This window comes from Saccharicrinis fermentans DSM 9555 = JCM 21142, from assembly GCF_000517085.1.
GTDB classification, from domain to species: domain Bacteria; phylum Bacteroidota; class Bacteroidia; order Bacteroidales; family Marinilabiliaceae; genus Saccharicrinis; species Saccharicrinis fermentans.
This window is the reverse complement of the sequence record NZ_KI912107.1, coordinates 2,415,980-2,430,930: the sequence shown is the minus strand read 5'-3', so window position 1 is coordinate 2,430,930 and position 14,951 is coordinate 2,415,980. Positions and strand designations below refer to the sequence as shown.

General features: G+C 37.2%; 20 protein-coding genes and 1 pseudogene. 15 read left to right on the top strand and 6 right to left on the bottom strand.

What is annotated here, in order from left to right; translation table 11 throughout:
- Positions 1–325: 325 nt before the first annotated feature.
- From CYTFE_RS25970 to CYTFE_RS31915, 5 genes and pseudogenes are all read right to left on the bottom strand, one after another.
- Positions 326–2,623, bottom strand: a complete 2,298-nt coding sequence (locus CYTFE_RS25970) for a multiheme c-type cytochrome (protein WP_044214077.1) — start codon at positions 2,621–2,623, stop codon at positions 326–328.
- Complete coding sequence (locus CYTFE_RS25965; protein WP_161636314.1) at positions 2,623–3,045, bottom strand: QcrA and Rieske domain-containing protein; 423 nt, start codon at positions 3,043–3,045, stop codon at positions 2,623–2,625. Before CYTFE_RS25965 ends, CYTFE_RS25970 begins: the two co-directional genes overlap by 1 nt.
- Before the next feature lie 55 nt (positions 3,046–3,100).
- Positions 3,101–4,387, bottom strand: a complete 1,287-nt coding sequence (locus CYTFE_RS28675; protein WP_052343121.1) for a cytochrome b N-terminal domain-containing protein — start codon at positions 4,385–4,387, stop codon at positions 3,101–3,103.
- Between the two features lie 103 nt (positions 4,388–4,490).
- Positions 4,491–5,747, bottom strand: a complete 1,257-nt coding sequence (locus CYTFE_RS28670) for a PAS domain-containing sensor histidine kinase (protein ID WP_162150085.1) — start codon at positions 5,745–5,747, stop codon at positions 4,491–4,493.
- A gap of 6 nt (positions 5,748–5,753) precedes the next feature.
- Positions 5,754–5,948: pseudogene (locus CYTFE_RS31915) on the bottom strand (LytS/YhcK type 5TM receptor domain-containing protein); the annotation flags it as partial.
- 301 nt (positions 5,949–6,249) lie between these two features.
- Here CYTFE_RS31915 and CYTFE_RS0109605 point away from each other — a divergent pair.
- Positions 6,250–6,483 carry a hypothetical protein gene (locus CYTFE_RS0109605; RefSeq protein WP_027471611.1) on the top strand — a complete coding sequence of 78 codons (234 nt, stop codon included), beginning with the start codon at positions 6,250–6,252 and terminating at the stop codon, positions 6,481–6,483.
- A gap of 11 nt (positions 6,484–6,494) precedes the next feature.
- Here the strand turns inward: CYTFE_RS0109605 and CYTFE_RS0109600 are convergent, their stop codons facing one another.
- The gene (locus CYTFE_RS0109600; RefSeq protein ID WP_027471610.1) at positions 6,495–7,187 is read right to left on the bottom strand and encodes a S24 family peptidase; all 693 of its coding nucleotides are present in this window, start codon (positions 7,185–7,187) and stop codon (positions 6,495–6,497) included.
- Positions 7,188–7,281: 94 nt separating this feature from the next.
- Here CYTFE_RS0109600 and CYTFE_RS0109595 point away from each other — a divergent pair, with 94 nt between their 5' ends.
- The 14 genes from CYTFE_RS0109595 to CYTFE_RS30365 form a co-directional block, all read left to right on the top strand.
- Complete coding sequence (locus CYTFE_RS0109595; protein ID WP_027471609.1) at positions 7,282–7,497, top strand: hypothetical protein; 216 nt, start codon at positions 7,282–7,284, stop codon at positions 7,495–7,497.
- Positions 7,498–7,509: 12 nt separating this feature from the next.
- Positions 7,510–9,555 (top strand): hypothetical protein, encoded by a 2,046-nt coding sequence (locus CYTFE_RS25950; RefSeq protein WP_052343119.1) that lies wholly within the window; start codon positions 7,510–7,512, stop codon positions 9,553–9,555.
- Between the two features lie 6 nt (positions 9,556–9,561).
- Entirely contained in the window at positions 9,562–10,437 is an 876-nt protein-coding gene (locus CYTFE_RS0109585; RefSeq protein ID WP_027471608.1) for an ATP-binding protein, read from the top strand.
- Positions 10,438–10,441: 4 nt separating this feature from the next.
- The gene (locus CYTFE_RS0109580) at positions 10,442–11,122 is read left to right on the top strand and encodes a hypothetical protein (protein WP_027471607.1); all 681 of its coding nucleotides are present in this window, start codon (positions 10,442–10,444) and stop codon (positions 11,120–11,122) included.
- Complete coding sequence (locus CYTFE_RS0109575; protein WP_027471606.1) at positions 11,079–11,378, top strand: hypothetical protein; 300 nt, start codon at positions 11,079–11,081, stop codon at positions 11,376–11,378. Before CYTFE_RS0109580 ends, CYTFE_RS0109575 begins: the two co-directional genes overlap by 44 nt.
- The gene (locus CYTFE_RS0109570) at positions 11,375–11,824 is read left to right on the top strand and encodes a hypothetical protein (protein WP_027471605.1); all 450 of its coding nucleotides are present in this window, start codon (positions 11,375–11,377) and stop codon (positions 11,822–11,824) included. Before CYTFE_RS0109575 ends, CYTFE_RS0109570 begins: the two co-directional genes overlap by 4 nt.
- 4 nt (positions 11,825–11,828) lie before the next feature.
- The gene (locus tag CYTFE_RS0109565; protein ID WP_027471604.1) at positions 11,829–12,056 is read left to right on the top strand and encodes a hypothetical protein; all 228 of its coding nucleotides are present in this window, start codon (positions 11,829–11,831) and stop codon (positions 12,054–12,056) included.
- Between the two features lie 12 nt (positions 12,057–12,068).
- Positions 12,069–12,752, top strand: a complete 684-nt coding sequence (locus tag CYTFE_RS0109560; protein ID WP_052343118.1) for a DUF3164 family protein — start codon at positions 12,069–12,071, stop codon at positions 12,750–12,752.
- A gap of 152 nt (positions 12,753–12,904) precedes the next feature.
- A complete protein-coding gene (locus tag CYTFE_RS25945) occupies positions 12,905–13,249 on the top strand; it encodes a DUF4494 domain-containing protein (RefSeq protein WP_244880318.1) in 345 nt (114 codons plus the stop codon).
- A gap of 152 nt (positions 13,250–13,401) precedes the next feature.
- Positions 13,402–13,566: a hypothetical protein gene (locus tag CYTFE_RS29935; protein ID WP_154665594.1), complete on the top strand. Its 165-nt coding sequence runs from the start codon at positions 13,402–13,404 to the stop codon at positions 13,564–13,566.
- The gene (locus CYTFE_RS30370; protein WP_027471602.1) at positions 13,567–13,758 is read left to right on the top strand and encodes a hypothetical protein; all 192 of its coding nucleotides are present in this window, start codon (positions 13,567–13,569) and stop codon (positions 13,756–13,758) included. It begins immediately after the preceding gene.
- Positions 13,748–14,131: a hypothetical protein gene (locus CYTFE_RS0109540; RefSeq protein WP_027471601.1), complete on the top strand. Its 384-nt coding sequence runs from the start codon at positions 13,748–13,750 to the stop codon at positions 14,129–14,131. The genes CYTFE_RS30370 and CYTFE_RS0109540 overlap by 11 nt, the downstream gene beginning before the upstream one ends.
- Positions 14,132–14,136: 5 nt before the next feature.
- The gene (locus CYTFE_RS28665) at positions 14,137–14,655 is read left to right on the top strand and encodes a hypothetical protein (RefSeq protein ID WP_052343117.1); all 519 of its coding nucleotides are present in this window, start codon (positions 14,137–14,139) and stop codon (positions 14,653–14,655) included.
- The coding region (locus tag CYTFE_RS30365) for a hypothetical protein (RefSeq protein ID WP_162150084.1) at positions 14,588–14,951 on the top strand (364 nt) is incomplete at its 3' end. The genes CYTFE_RS28665 and CYTFE_RS30365, both read left to right, overlap by 68 nt.

Genomic DNA, 14,951 nt, shown 5'->3' with positions numbered 1-14,951 from the left:
CTTAGGACTAAAAAATATTGCGCTCATTTCCTTCAATTTAATTGATCTGTGTTTTTTATTGGTATTTATACTAAAAATCAGTTATGGAGAAAGTCTCTCTTCTAACTGGAAATGAATTTACTGGCTCGTTTATGAAGGTGTTTTAATTTTCTTTAAAAACATATGAACTAATATCTTTTTTTTTGTGATCCATTACCTTTGGTTATGTGAGTTAAAGAAAACAAAAAAGCCCGAAAAACAAAAGTTAACGGACTGTTAAAAAATATGTAAAATAAGCCTTTTTTTAAACTAATTTAATATGATGGGTTGATTGTTGTGGGCTTGTTTATTGCTTTAATATAGCTTCAATATGCTCTTTGTCAGGTATGTTGGGGAATTTTTCCAAGATTTCTTTTGCCGTATTTTTGGTTTTGTCAGTTTGTTGATATTTAATATACAGGTTAAGCATTCCCATGTAATAACTTATATCAGCAGGATTGATCTCAACCGCTTTTTGTAAATAGGTCTCCGCATCTTTCATATTATTTCTAAAATCATACATCATGGCAATATTATAAAAGATGCGTGGATTATTCGGAGAATATTTCGATGCCTTTAGGAGCCATGTCATGGATTCGTCATACCTTTTTTGTTCCGATAAAAATAGTGCATAGGTAAACATGGTATTTCCATCTTCAGGCATGTGTTTTAGATAGTCTTTTAATAGTAACTCCGCCTTCTTAGGTTCTCCTTTGCTATTATATAACAGAGCCAAGTTTATCTTTATGGTGTGCAACTTATTATCTTGTTCTAAGGCTTTTTTGTAAAATTTCTCTGCCTTGTCAATTTCTTGGTTGTTGTAGTAATAGTTAGCCAGGTTAAATTTGCCTGTTGGGAAATCAGCACTGTATTTTAGTGCCTCCAGGTATTCTTTCTTAGCTTTATCTAAACTTTTTTTATACTTGGCTGGTATCTGGTCTTTGGGTAATCCGCTTAGTTTAGAGGCGCATTCTATTCTGATGGCTTTGGTCTGATCGTTTAATAGATCAAATACAGCATTCAACGATTTTTGGTCGTCAACCATCAGGTTTTGTAGCGCATTAAAGCGGATGTGTCCGTTGAAACTATGTAAGGCTTCTATGAGTATATTCTTGGCCTTACTTTGATAGTTTGACCCTAGCATTTGTATGGCAATGGCTCGTACTATTTCTGGATAGACTTCATCGTTGTATATATGCACCAGGCCGTCGAATCCTTCCTGACTTCCAGATTGTGCTTCTTTAAAGACTGTACCATATTGTGAAGGTCTGCCTTCGCCATGCCATTTGTTTACATACTTGATAGCCCAATCGGTGGATTTATCTGCATGGCATTGATTACATGCATTGGGTGTGCCTATTTCTTTGGTTAAATCGGGTCTTGGAATACGTATGCTATGATCGTTTCTGTAATCTACACCCATATAAAACTGAGCTGGCATATGGCAGTTGATACATCTGGTTCCATCTCCTACCTCAAATTTAACACCATCATCTGCTATTACGGCCTCTCCATCTTCTCCATATCCTTTATGGAAGTGATGGTTATAGGTGTCATAATCATCAGCACGGTGACATTGAGTACAGAGCCTGTTGTCTTCAAATAGTCGTTTGGTGCTATGTACATTATGGCAATCATTACATTTGACATCTCGCATGTACATTTTGCTTTGTGTAAATGAGCCATACACATAATCCTCACTTAAAATCTGACCGTCGATATGATAATTTTCTCCAGTAGGGAGGTTCGGTATGGTATGGTTATATATATCCGGACTGTGCTCAAAGTCAGAAATGGAGCCTCGTCGGGTGTGACATCTTACACATAAATCTACATATTGTTTGTTGTCTATCCCGCTGGTCTGTACTACCAGACCGTAGTTGTCGTTATCACTACGAGCATATTCGGCTTTGGCAGCCCATTTGAGGTGTTCAGATGCCGGACCATGACAGGCTTCGCAGCTTACATCAATCTCGCTCCAGGTAGTGTGGTATGAATCGGTCTCAACATCATACCCTTTTACTAAATTGGTGGAATGACAGTCGGCACACATACCGTTCCAATTTTGTGCCTGATTGGTCCAGTGTAACCAGTTATCGCTTTCTATCATCTCGTCCTTGTATATTTCGTCGGCCATATGGTACCAAACACTGTCTTTAGAATTCCATGTGAGTGGTAGGGTTTGGAGTCTGCCCTTGTCAAATTCCACCAGATATTGTTGGAGAGGATAATAGCCAAAAGTGTATTTGATTTCAAACTCTTCTAGTTGACCCGATTCCCCGTCTGTCTCCACGAAGAAACGACCATCGCGTTTATAGAACCGATGGGTCATACCGTTGTATTCTATGGACTTATTATTAAAGTCGCCTAGCACAGTTGAGTCATTGGCATGATCCATGGCTTTATCGTGATCGGATCCTAACCATTCGTTATATTCATTCATGTGACATTCGATACAAGTCTCCCTACCTACATAATGAGCCTTATTCGCAGTTTCTGTTTCGTTTTGACTATAAGTGCGGATGACTGTATATGTGGGGACAGATACGATTGCCACAATAATGGCGATAAGGCTTATACGTTCTATTTTAGTGCGATTCTCCATTATGCGTATGTTAACTGTGATTTTTCAAATGAGGTACGCTTGACTGCTTTATTGGTGTCTATTAGTATTTCGCCGTTTTTAATAACAATAGGAAAAATATCCAGTGGGCGTGTTGCCGGGGCAGCCAACACTTCTCCAAAACGATTAAATTGCGATCTGTGGCATGGACAGTTAAAGCCTCCTGTTTCTAGGTTGGAGTTAACTACGCAGCCTAGGTGCGTACATTTAACAGACATGGCCAAGAAACCTCCGTCTTCAAATCTCCGTAGAAAAAAATGCCCTGTGCTAAAAGGATAAGTTTTGTTTTTATGAAAAGAATCCACTTTTCCCGCATTGAATAGTTCTTTTTTAGCATTGGCTTGCTCTACTTTACTTACACCTCCTTTGATGATAAAAAAGGCTTCTACTGATGCAATTGCCACTAGCAGGCGTTTTATAAATTTTCTTCTATTGAATTTCATTTTTGTGAATCAGATTTTAGATGATCATCAACATTCCCTTGCCTCTAAGTAAAAGTGAGATCAATAACATGGTGATATAAGACGACATCAATATGGTGGTGATGGTCATTACCAGTTCTTCGGTTTTTGCTCCGTGTTTCTTTTTCCAATAAAATAAATAACCACTGACAGGAATGACGTATATCGCGAAAGGAACAAGTCCGGTGGCAAACCAGCTACCTACACTGGCAAACCAAATATCAAAATGGAGAAAGTGTTCCAATAAATAAATCAGGATGAATGTGAAAACGAAAGCAAAGATACTGGCATGGATGGTCATTTTCTTACCCAGCGGAGAGTTAAACCAGACCCCAATATTTAGGTTGTCATATTTAAAATATGGGAGATAGAAAAAGAAAACCCCCACTACTAGAGGCAATATAACTGCACTAAAAAAGGGATGTAAATGAAGCAATAGTTCCTGTGCGCCTAAAAAGTACCATGGAGCCTTACTTGGGTTGGGGCTGTTCATGGGGTTGGCTTGTTCTTGCAGCGGAGCATGGTAAAAAACGGAGGCTACAAAGATGCCTGCAATCAATAAGGCAGCTACCATTATTTCCAGCCATATTAAGTTTGGTATCACATTCACCTTCTCTGTGTTGTCTTGTTTGGGCAGCGCAACACCACCTGCTTTACGTATCAGCCAAAAGTGCATACTCATTAAAAATAGGAATGTCATGGGTATGATGCCAGTGTGTAGCGTGTAGAAATTTAACAGGGTATTTCCGTCAACCACATCGCTGCCTCGAACCATATTGGCCAACGAATGACCGATAAATGGTATGTATTCTATAATTTGTGTAATCACAGTGACAGCCCAATATGCCAATTGATCCCATGGTAATAGATAGCCTGTAAACGAAGAAGCAATGATCATGAACATCATTATCAAACCGTAGATCCAGTTTTCAGCCCTTTTTTTGAAGATGGCTTGTGAATAATAAGTACGTATTAAATGGAGAAAAGCTACCACCATCATCAACATAGCTGAAATGTGATGCAAGTTGCGAATAAACTGACCAAATACAGTGTCTCTTTGTAAAGACACTACAGAGTCGTAAGCATGATCAATGGTTGGGATATACGAAAAACGAAGGATTAGTCCTGTAACCCCCAATATTATAAATAACAAAGCCAGTATTCCACCTAGGCCAAATGTACGGTTGAATTTTAAAGCTCTTTTGTCAATTCTGGCAGGGTGAAGATGAAGAATAAATTTTTCTATGGACGACGGTGTTTTCTTTTCCGTTTTTTCTTTAGTCATTATATCAATGTGTGGTTCAAACGTCCACAAAGAAAGCTAAAAAGCTTTGATTTTGAAAATGAATTTACAAGAGAAATGAAAGGATGGATCTTTATTTAAACTGCTATTGCGCATGGTTTGTTTTATTAGTTAGTGCTTCTTGCTTGGGTAAAGTGAAACGAAATATGGAACCAATACTTTCTTCACTATCTACCCATATATGTCCACCCATCATTTCTACATACGATTTGGTAATGGACAGACCTAGTCCGGCTCCCTGAAGTGCCATTCCATCAGTGCCTTCGGCCTGTATGAATCGTTCAAATATTGTTTTTTGACTTTTGGGAGAGATGCCTATTCCCGTGTCTTTCACATATGCGACGATCGCTTCCTCTCCCTTGTATATAATAGGTTCATAGCCTATTTCTATATTTCCTTGATCGGTGTATTTTATGGCATTTTTTACCAAGTTGGTAAGGATGGCATAAAGTTTTTCGCAGTCGGTTTTTACCATTGTTCTGTGACCTGATAGTGAGCTTTTAAAATAAAAGCTTAGCCCTTTTGCTTCTACTTCAGGTTTGAAAAAGGTATATATGTAATTCATCTGTTGGTTTAAATCACATTCTTTTATATCTACTTGCATTAGGCCTGACTCTATTTTTGAGATATCAATGATATCATTAATAATGCTTAGCAGGCGTTTGCCACTGTTTTCGATTATCTGAATATATTGAGATTGAACTTCGCTTGTTAAATCGGGTTCTTGTAAAAGCTCCGCAAATCCTAGAATTCCATTCATTGGAGTACGTATCTCATGACTCATATTCGAGAGAAATGCAGATTTTAATCGTTCACTTTCTTCTGCTTTTTCTTTGGCTTCTGATAGTTTTTCATTGATTAACTTATATTCCAGATTTTGTATTTCTATCTCTTGGTTCTTTTCTTTTAAGCGGTTCTCATACTTTTTGTTATTGGTAATGTTTACACCGATACTTGCAATGCCAACAATTTGATTCGATTCTGATTTGAACTGTGTGTTATGCCATGATACAAATATTGGTTGTCCAGTTTTTGTAAGTATTTTGTTTTCAAAATTTTCAACTAAGTTGTAAGGCGTAATACTGTTATAAAAGATATGTTGAACTTGCTTTTTTTCTTTCTCTGGAATAAATAGATCAAACCAATTCTGACCTATGATTTCTTCTTTGCTATACCCCGTAATTTGGGTCAGATAGTTGTTGCAATATATGATCTTTCCTTGGGTGTCGAGTTGTATAGAAACAATATTCCCACTTTCTAATATCTTAAATAAACGATTTTCTGATTCAACTAACTTTGTTTGGGCCAGTCTGTTTTGCCAATTTTTATATTGTTTAAGCATTAATAAACCGAGTAATAGCGTGCCGGGCGTATATATAAAAATAAGAGGTAGTGCTATGGTTTGCAGAGTAGTTATTACTTTTTCCTTGGGGAGCAATAATGTGCAAATGGCCATAGCTATGTGCACGACCGTACCCATGGTTAATAATTCACAAATGTATTTGTTGTTTTTCCAGTTAGGTCTGTATTTCCTCCAAAGTATGGGTATAAAAACGAAAAGTACTTTTGTGAAAAATGCACTTTACAATGAATCAATTACTTAGATGTTTTTTAGAAAAAACGGAATGACCCTAAACTTTAATTTTACTTTAAACAGACTTTAATTTTTTAAACCATTTCTTTAAATTAGATATCACTACATTTAATAAGGGCTTTTAAAAGACTAGTTTTCTTTAATTACAGGGCTTATAATAGGATTAAAACACTTAGGAGGTTGTTATATACACCTCCTTTTTTTGTGCCAATATTTTGCCTCAAAATGAAGGTCCAAAAATGGTGGTTTTTTGTTTGGGGTTACAGTTGGGGTTACAGTTGGGGTTATATTTACAGTTGAAAATTATCACCTAGAAGAGTTAAAAAATGCCATAAATATATTGGATATAGGTGATAATTTGCAACTCGGAGCATATAATGCAAATATTAAAAATGTAAAACCGTGGTGTAAAAGCAATGTAATCAGTGTGTTATGGTTTTTTGAATCTTTTATTGGTGCGCTAATCGTGTGTGAGAAGTTATAATTTGGGTGCATTTAGTTCATGGAGTTGATGCGTATACTTGCTTTGACAAAAGCTAAGGCTCTTACTTTTGAAAGAGGGATGTCGCGTTCTGCGTGGTATTGATTATAGCTAACTAGTTTAATATGGTCCTTAAGTTCGCTTTTGTTAATATACTTAACAGCGACATACTCCTCTCCATCCATATCTACACTAATTAAATACATCTCCCCGAAAAAAATATTGTCTTTAATGTTATTAATCTTCTTGTATAGTACTATGTCTCCGCTTTTTAGTAGTGGATACATGCTGTCCCCAGTAACATGAACAGCACCGTCGCATTTTGGAATACCAGGAATACTTATATGCTCTAAAGGCTTCTCGACCCCATTCTTAAATAGTGGTACTAACCCCGCATATGCCTCTATGTCGTAGAGTGGCACTGTTTGATACTCGACTTTAGAGTCGGTAGCTAAGCTAAAGTTATTCGTTGGCTCTTTGTATGGTTTTTCTTTATGTAACATCTCCCCATTCCCTGTTAAAAGCCAATGTGCATTGTATTTGGGATATTTTTCAACTATAGAAGTTATCCATTTGCTCTGTATGTCAGTATTATTTTTAGCAGCTCGACTTAAGACACCTTTGCTTGCGCCTATTATCTTCTCAAAGGATGTTATTCTAACCCCTTCATTCTCTGCTATTAATAGTATTCTTGATATGATGCTCATATTTGTTGTGTTGAAAATATTCACTTAAATATTTTGATAGTTGAAAATTATCCCCTTAATTTGTTCCGTGTCTAGAACAAAAGTAAATAAAAAAATGACTGACGAACAAATTTTTAAAAAAAAGAGGGCAGGTGATTACGATGAAGTTGCAAAAATATTGGGACTTACTCGTGATAATGTGAGGATGACGTTGAAAAGGCCAAACGCAAAGAAGTACAATCGAGTAATGGGTGTACTTAGGAGAATAGTTGAGTTACGAGAAACAATGCAAGAACAATTAAGAGCTGAAACGGAAATATTTCAGCAATAAAAACGAGATTTTATGCCTCATATGTGGTTAAATAATAAAGTGGCTGTTCCTTTTGATGAATTGGTACCTGATTGGTGGAGTACATATAATTCATTGAAACAGGAATTGTGGCGCTATAAAAACAAACCGTACGGAATAAAACGTCTACAAAAGGGAGGCAATGGGCGTAAGTTGTTGATTGACTTTGATAGCTTAGACAGGGAGATACAGGAGGCGATTGGTGATCCGCGCAAATGCGATCATATTTTGGAGCGATATTATAAGGTATTGCCACAAACAGTTGAATATTTTCAAAACTTTAAACGGGGCGATAATTATCTACATGCCCACGAACAGGAGCAGTACATTGTTAACGCTAGCGTAATGTTAGGCCTTATTGATCTTGAAAAAGACAGAATGCAGGCACGTATTGTTGCTAAAGGAAGCACAAGGGGAATTGGGAAAACATTGTGGGTTGACGCACTTTCGTTTAACGATACGCTAAAAGCAAAATATAATGTAACGCACAACTTGCCAAGCAACGAAAAGCGCTTTAGAGAGGCTTACAAGGCTTATAAAGGATTTGGTAATTATACAATAATAAAGGATCCTGAAGGTCGCGCTAGAAAAAACGCTAGTAAAGTTGATGCCATGGTTCTAGAGGTGCTGAATGGCTTATTCGTTAACAAACATAAGCCAACAGCGAGCGAAATTGCACGCACATACGAGAGTTTCCTAATGGGATATGCAGAGGTGTATAATACAAACACTGGAGAGTTATACGATCCAAAACAGTTCCCTCGTTTAAGCGAAGGAACAATACGACGTTGGTTGGCAAAATGGGAGAATAAAATAGCTACTCACAAAAAACGATCAGGTAATAGGCAACAATATATTGCCCAATTTAACCCATACGGGCAAATGGATTTACCTAAAAAAGCGGGTTCTATTATTTCTATCGATGACCGTAACCCACCCTTCTGGTATGCCCCACAAAAGAGAATGTGGTTTTACATAGGGATTGATGTTGCATCTGGCTGCATAACAACATTTGTATACGGAAAAACAAAAGAGGGAATTATACAAGACTTTTATCGACAAATGGTTCGTTTTCACGCGCACTATAATGTTGGTATGCCGATAGAACTTGAGTGCGAAAGCTCATTGAACAGCTCGTTTAAAGATACTTTTTTACGTGAGGGGCAAATGTTTAGGCATGTAAATATACATGCTAACAGTGCGCAGTCTAAAATTATTGAGCGCCGATTTGGTGCAATGCGTTACGAGGTAGAAAAGAAAGCTCCGGGCTGGATTGCGCGTCCGTTTGCCAAATCAGAATCTAACCAAGCCGGTCCTGGTAAAACTAAGATAATTCCTTACGAAGAATTAGTGGCAGCAAGACTTTCGGAAATCGAAGATTGGAATAATGCTCCGCATCACGATGAACCGGGAATGAGTAGGTTCGAGTATTGGCTAGAAAATCAGCATGAAGATACTAACCCTATAAATTACAAGGCTATACTTCCTCATTTAGGCTACAAAACGGCAACGAGCTGTAGCCGTGGTTACATTACACTACAAGGTAGACGTAGGGCAATTGCTGAAAATGGCAAAATACTTACTGGGGATGCTCTGATAGAAAAAATGCGACAAATAGAAGGGAAAAAGGTTGATGTGTATTGGTTGGATGATATGCAAGGTGGTGTTTTAAAGGCCATGGCCTATATAGGCGACCGATTTATTTGCGAAGTGATGGAAATGCCTCGCTTTAATCGTGCTAAAGCAGAACAAACACCAGATCAAAAAGCAGCTATTGAGTTGCAAAGTCGTTACGCAAAAACAGTAATTGGGTATGCGCAAAAAACAGCAAAAAGCATTGAAACTATTGGCTTTACAGACTTGACGCCCAAACCATCTCGCAAGTTTAAAATAGATGGATTAAAAAGGTACGAGGCGAACGAAGATTTTACAGAAGTAGAGGTGCTTGGTGATATACACGAAGATGATCAGGAAATAATTTACAACCAAGAGGATGATAGTGCTGGCGCACGAAACTGGCAAGATTCATTCCTAAAATAAATTACTATGAATATTTCAAAAGAGTTTAAAACAAAGGTACGTGAGGCCGTATTAGCTAATCGCGAAAACTACGGAGGCTCAGACTCAGATTACGCTAAAACATTAGGTATTAACAATTCTGTTTACTCGCGAATTAAAAAAGGCGAGGTTGAGAGGGTTCTTTCTGATACTACTTGGATAACAATTGGTAGAGAGTTAGATGTAAAGCTTCATGAAAGCCAATGGAAAGTGGCTCGAACATCGGTTTACGATAATATTGAAAGTTCACTTTCGTTTTGTAAGGAATTAAGTAAGAGTATGATACTCGCTGATGATTGTGGAATAGGAAAAACATTTTGTGCAAGGCATGTCGTGCGAAAAATGAAAAATGCGTTTTACGTTGATTGCTCTCAAGCGAAAACGAAACAACAGTTTATTCGTTTGCTTGCCAAAACAGTTGGAGTTGATTCTCGTGGTTTGTATCGCGAAGTAAAAGGTAATCTTAAATACTATTTAAACTTATTGGTTAAGCCTGTGGTGGTGCTGGATGAAGCTGGTGATTTAGACTACAATGCTTTTCTAGAATTAAAGGAATTGTGGAATAGTACAGAGGGATCATGCGGGTGGTATATGATTGGTGCCGATGGCTTACGAGCCAAAATAAACCGGGGTATAAATAATAAAAAGGTCGGGTACGCCGAAATTTTTTCACGTTTTTCAGATGAATTTGTTCAGCTTGTTCCTGCTTCTATTGCTGATAAAAAGGCCTTTTATAGCAACTTAATAGGCGCTGTGGCTGCCGCTAATACAAACGATAAGGCTAAAGTAAATAAGCTTATTAAACGCTGTCTCGACAAAGAGGCTACCCTTCGCTATTTAGAAACACTAATAAAATTAGGATAAGAGTATGAATGCACCAAATGTAGATAACACCACCAATCCGCCTATGGGTACAAAAGTATCTAGGCCAAAAGGCAAGTACATCAATCAGGTACGAACAAAAAAGTTTAAAACATTTGAATTTGATGGGGTGTATCGCGATGTGATGGGAATGCCAGAAACAAACGGAATTTGGTTGGTTTACGGTAAAGAGAAGAATGGTAAAACAACCTTATCGCTCATGTTAGCTGAATACTTAAGTACTTTCGGTAGAACGATGTATATAAGCGCCGAGGAGGGGATTGGTAAAACGTTTGTAGATGCTACCGAACGCGCTAAACTTAGGCCAAATAATCGAAGTCTTATTTTTTACGAATACGTGAGCGTAGAGGAGTTGATTAGCATACTTTCTCGACGTCAGTCTCCGCATGTGGCTTTCCTAGATAACATGACAATTTACAATGACGAACTAAAAGCTGGAGGGCTGAAAAATCTTGTGCAAAAATTTCCAAATAAACTTTTTGTAATAATTGCACATGAGGAACGAAACGAGCCCTACACAGCAACCGCTAAACTAGCCAGAAAACTAGCTTCTATCATTTTTCAGGTTAAAGGTCTCGCTTGTTTTGTAAGTGGGCGATGCCCTGGCGGAAACTTAGTAATTAATGAAGAAAAAGCAACGCTTTTTCATGGTACAGATATTAAATAATTTACAAATGGAGTTTACACAATTAACGGAAAGAAGAGAGTGCATATTTATTCCAGTGGTTTGGAAAGATAAAACGTCGAACCCACAAAAGTTTTTTGATAAAGACGGAAAGGTTATAAGCTTTATTGAGCATAAAGAAATGGTTGCATTTCTTAAAAAAAACAGGCCTTTTCTGTGTACGGTTGGTATTAAACGATTTCCTCGAGTAGGATATGTAAAAGCAATAAGTAAAACAGAATATAAAGTACTGAAATGACAACAAAAAGTAAATACGCTCACTTTTATGCGCTACTGCATAAAATGGGATTAAGTGCTGAAGATCGAAGAGACTTCCTTATGGATTACACTAACGGTTTATACGCAAGTTTAAGTGAAATGCACGACAGGACTCCAAATTTTTATTATCAAATGTTACGTGATATGCAATCTGCAATTGATAATCAAAAGAAAGATGTGGCAGACATGTGGAGAAAGCGTGTAATTGCTGCCATAATTGGCTTTCATAAGCAAATAGGGCGCAGTACTGATATTGATTATATAAAGGCTACTGCGTGCAGAGCTACTTCGTATACGGCGTTTAATAGCATTCCTGTTTCGCGTTTGCAAAACATATACAGCATGTATGTAAACAAACAAAACGACTTTAAGCGGATGAGTAAAGAAATGCGAAACGAACTAGCTAATTCAACCTTTTTAAACTAAGGATATGACTGATAAACAGAAGGTAGAACAAAAGCTTTGTAGCGTTAATCTTGCGATTAGCGAGATTAACAAACGTATTAAAGACGAAACGATTGGGAAAGCAATTCAGCTTATAAAAAAGAGAAGCATGCTAATGCTTAAACAAGAGGTGTATAAGAATTGGCTTTCTAATTCTTTTGCATCAAAAAAGTTAACCTACAACATTACAGAAGTTGTTAATAATAACAAATAAAAACAAAAACAGATGATTGACGTGTCAAAAATGAGCCAGCATGAAAAGGAGGAGCTGTTTAAACAGCTCAAAGAAGAGGAGGCTAAAAAAATGGAAGCTCGCGAACGCGAACTGGAGTTGTACAAAGAAACCAAAAACAAATTGGTGACTGAAACGGTGAAGAAAATGGAAAACCTGAGTAGTCTAATATCACGTGCAAAGGCTGAGGTTTATAATGATTTTTCAACGCTATTACGACTTAAAAAAGAGCTATACGGCTATAGGGACTCACAAAAGAGTCACTCTTTTAGCAATGAGCTTGGACAAACGATCGAAATAGGCTTTAGAGAAGTCGACGGCTGGGATGATACAGTAGATGCCGGGGTTGCGAAGATTAAAGAGTATTTACGTTCTCTTAGTACAAATGAAGAAACGGCAAAGCTGGTATCTATCATTGGGGATCTACTAAAAAAAGATTCTAAGGGTAATCTACAGGCGAAGCGTATGATACAGCTAAAAAACAAAGAGCGTGAGATCAACAATCCTATTTTTTCTGAGGGTATTAATATCATTTTGTCTGCCCATAAGCCGCAACGTTCGGCTTGGTTTGTTGAAGCTTCTACAAAAGGAAAAACAAACGAAAAAACGGGCGTTCCTCTTTCCATTTCGGCTTGTGAATTCCCAGATGGTACTAACGTTGATTTAAGCGGCTTTTAACATGGGACTATTAATATTGGCTGCGTGCGCGGTTGCTGTGCTCTACTACGACAACCGCGACACTAATCAGCACTGTGATAATACCACGGACAAACATCGCAAAATGGAGCCGTGGGATAAAAGATTAGAATAACCTTTAAAACAAAATTACAATGAATACTTGGTTTGAGTGCAAAGTTCGTTACGAAAAGATTGACGAACATACAGGTAAGAGCATAAAAGTAAATGCTCCATATTTAATTGATGCAGTTAGCTACACCGAAGCTGAAAAACGCATCCACGAAGAAATGCAGAAATACATTAGCGGCGAATTTTCGGTTAAAGGGATTAAGCCGGTCAATTATTCAGAATTGTTTTTTTACGATTATGGGCAATACTGGTACAAATGTAAAGTAATGTATGTAAGTATTGATAAAGAAGCCGGACGTGAAAAGAAAGTAGCCAATTGGATGTTGGTTATGGCCGATAATGTAAAAGAAGCCTACGACCGCATTTAGGAGAGCATGAAAGGCATGACCGTTGACTACACTATACATTCAGTTATTGAAAGTAATATACTTGATGTATTTCCTTTCTTCAATGTTGAAATGAGTGACGACAATGTGCCTCCAGTGGATTACAAATCTAAAGCTATAAAGGAGGATTAGTCATGGAAGATACTTATATCCAAATAACATACAATGAAGATGCCGATCAATTTGAAGCATATAAACATTCTGGCCATGGACAGGACTTGATTTATTTTGATGATGACCCTGAAGAGTTGGCAAAAATGATAACCGATGATATTGAAGAATTAAAAGCATCTTGTTAAATGGAAGTATTCAACGGCTTAAATGTTCCTCCCACATCGATTGATTGGGAGGAACTACAGGAAAAATATTGTGAGTTTGCGCATAAATGTACAATAGGTAGTTGTAAAGGCTGTCTATACTTCAAAGAACATTTAAACGAGTTTAAAACGTGGTATAAAAGTAATTTAAAGAACATTAAAAATGATAATTAAGTATTCAATTATAGTTTTGGTAACGCAGCTCATTTTTATAGGCTGCCGTACTTGGAATGTGAAGGCTATTTCACAAAACAACATACCGAAGGTGTTAATAAGCGGCGCCTTTGTAAACCTTTCTTGGCTGGTTAGTATTGCTATTGGTTCAGTTAGTATGTATGAGCTAATTAACGATTTCAGTTACGAGTATATTCCTGTTGTTATATGCTCAGTTTTAGGCGGAACAATTGGCAGCTTTTTAGCCTTAACCAAGCGCAGAATAACGCTACCTAAAATGATGCGACCCGACTGGGAAGTTATTTTTTATTTACTAATGGTTATTATGGCCTTTGGTTTGCTAGCATTCGGTTTTTTTAGATTAATAAAATAAAGGACATGACAGAGTATATTTTGAAAGAAAAAAAATTCGAGATAGTGGCTGTTTATAGCAAAAGTGGAGGATTAAAAAAGCTGATTGCAAAAAAAGGTTTTTTGTCTGACGCAACAAAAATGGGACATGAGTTTGCTTTTGATGAGCAATCAATAGAACATGAGTATTGGAAAAAGATTATTAAAGAGAATGATCCTTTTTTTACGAATGCTCAGCGAGAATGGTTCGATTTTTATACTAAAAACACAGGGCTTACATATAGGTTTACGCCTGCAGATGGAAAAGCGTTGAAGGAAATTGGCAAATATTTAGTGGCTTTAAGTTCATCAACAGAAGCTATTGACATATGGAAACAGATGCTCCATAACTGGAATACTCTCGACGTATTTTACAGGCATAAAATGCAACTCACATTTATTAATTCGAATTTAAATACGATTATAAATCTGTTAAAAAATGGAAAACAAACCAGCGCAGCGCAAAGAAGTGCTGCAGATGATCTCAGGAGGGGCTTCAAATCGTGAGCTGGTTAAGGCATTTGTTAAGCTTACCCCCGAAAAAGTTATCGGGGGTAACTTTCCAAGCATGGCCAAGCTCAAAAAAGAAGCCGGCGAAAAAAAACTCTCGGAAGCCCTGGCAATTCTTTTAATAGATGCCTCGTTATCTTTTGGCGATCCAATGAACAAAGAACAGGCCTTAGATTTGTCTACAGAAATACTTACCTATTACTATTATTTAAGCCTTGAAGAATGTATGTTAGTGCTGAATCGCCTAAAGCGTACAAAGGTGTTTAAGTTTACTATTAATGTAGTGCTTACTG

Excerpts from the sequence above, each read along its gene's own strand:
- CYTFE_RS25970 (WP_044214077.1), bottom strand. The coding sequence starts at position 2,623 with ATGGAGAATCGCACTAAAATAGAACGTATAAGCCTTATCGCCATTATT.
- CYTFE_RS28675 (WP_052343121.1), bottom strand. The coding sequence starts at position 4,387 with ATGACTAAAGAAAAAACGGAAAAGAAAACACCGTCGTCCATAGAAAAA.
- CYTFE_RS28670 (WP_162150085.1), bottom strand. The coding sequence starts at position 5,747 with ATGCTTAAACAATATAAAAATTGGCAAAACAGACTGGCCCAAACAAAG.
- CYTFE_RS0109600 (WP_027471610.1), bottom strand. The coding sequence starts at position 7,187 with ATGAGCATCATATCAAGAATACTATTAATAGCAGAGAATGAAGGGGTT.
- CYTFE_RS0109595 (WP_027471609.1), top strand. The coding sequence starts at position 7,282 with ATGACTGACGAACAAATTTTTAAAAAAAAGAGGGCAGGTGATTACGAT.
- CYTFE_RS25950 (WP_052343119.1), top strand. The coding sequence starts at position 7,510 with ATGCCTCATATGTGGTTAAATAATAAAGTGGCTGTTCCTTTTGATGAA.
- CYTFE_RS0109585 (WP_027471608.1), top strand. The coding sequence starts at position 9,562 with ATGAATATTTCAAAAGAGTTTAAAACAAAGGTACGTGAGGCCGTATTA.
- CYTFE_RS0109580 (WP_027471607.1), top strand. The coding sequence starts at position 10,442 with ATGAATGCACCAAATGTAGATAACACCACCAATCCGCCTATGGGTACA.
- CYTFE_RS0109575 (WP_027471606.1), top strand. The coding sequence starts at position 11,079 with ATGAAGAAAAAGCAACGCTTTTTCATGGTACAGATATTAAATAATTTA.
- CYTFE_RS0109570 (WP_027471605.1), top strand. The coding sequence starts at position 11,375 with ATGACAACAAAAAGTAAATACGCTCACTTTTATGCGCTACTGCATAAA.
- CYTFE_RS0109565 (WP_027471604.1), top strand. The coding sequence starts at position 11,829 with ATGACTGATAAACAGAAGGTAGAACAAAAGCTTTGTAGCGTTAATCTT.
- CYTFE_RS0109560 (WP_052343118.1), top strand. The coding sequence starts at position 12,069 with ATGATTGACGTGTCAAAAATGAGCCAGCATGAAAAGGAGGAGCTGTTT.
- CYTFE_RS25945 (WP_244880318.1), top strand. The coding sequence starts at position 12,905 with ATGAATACTTGGTTTGAGTGCAAAGTTCGTTACGAAAAGATTGACGAA.
- CYTFE_RS29935 (WP_154665594.1), top strand. The coding sequence starts at position 13,402 with ATGGAAGATACTTATATCCAAATAACATACAATGAAGATGCCGATCAA.
- CYTFE_RS30370 (WP_027471602.1), top strand. The coding sequence starts at position 13,567 with ATGGAAGTATTCAACGGCTTAAATGTTCCTCCCACATCGATTGATTGG.
- CYTFE_RS0109540 (WP_027471601.1), top strand. The coding sequence starts at position 13,748 with ATGATAATTAAGTATTCAATTATAGTTTTGGTAACGCAGCTCATTTTT.
- CYTFE_RS28665 (WP_052343117.1), top strand. The coding sequence starts at position 14,137 with ATGACAGAGTATATTTTGAAAGAAAAAAAATTCGAGATAGTGGCTGTT.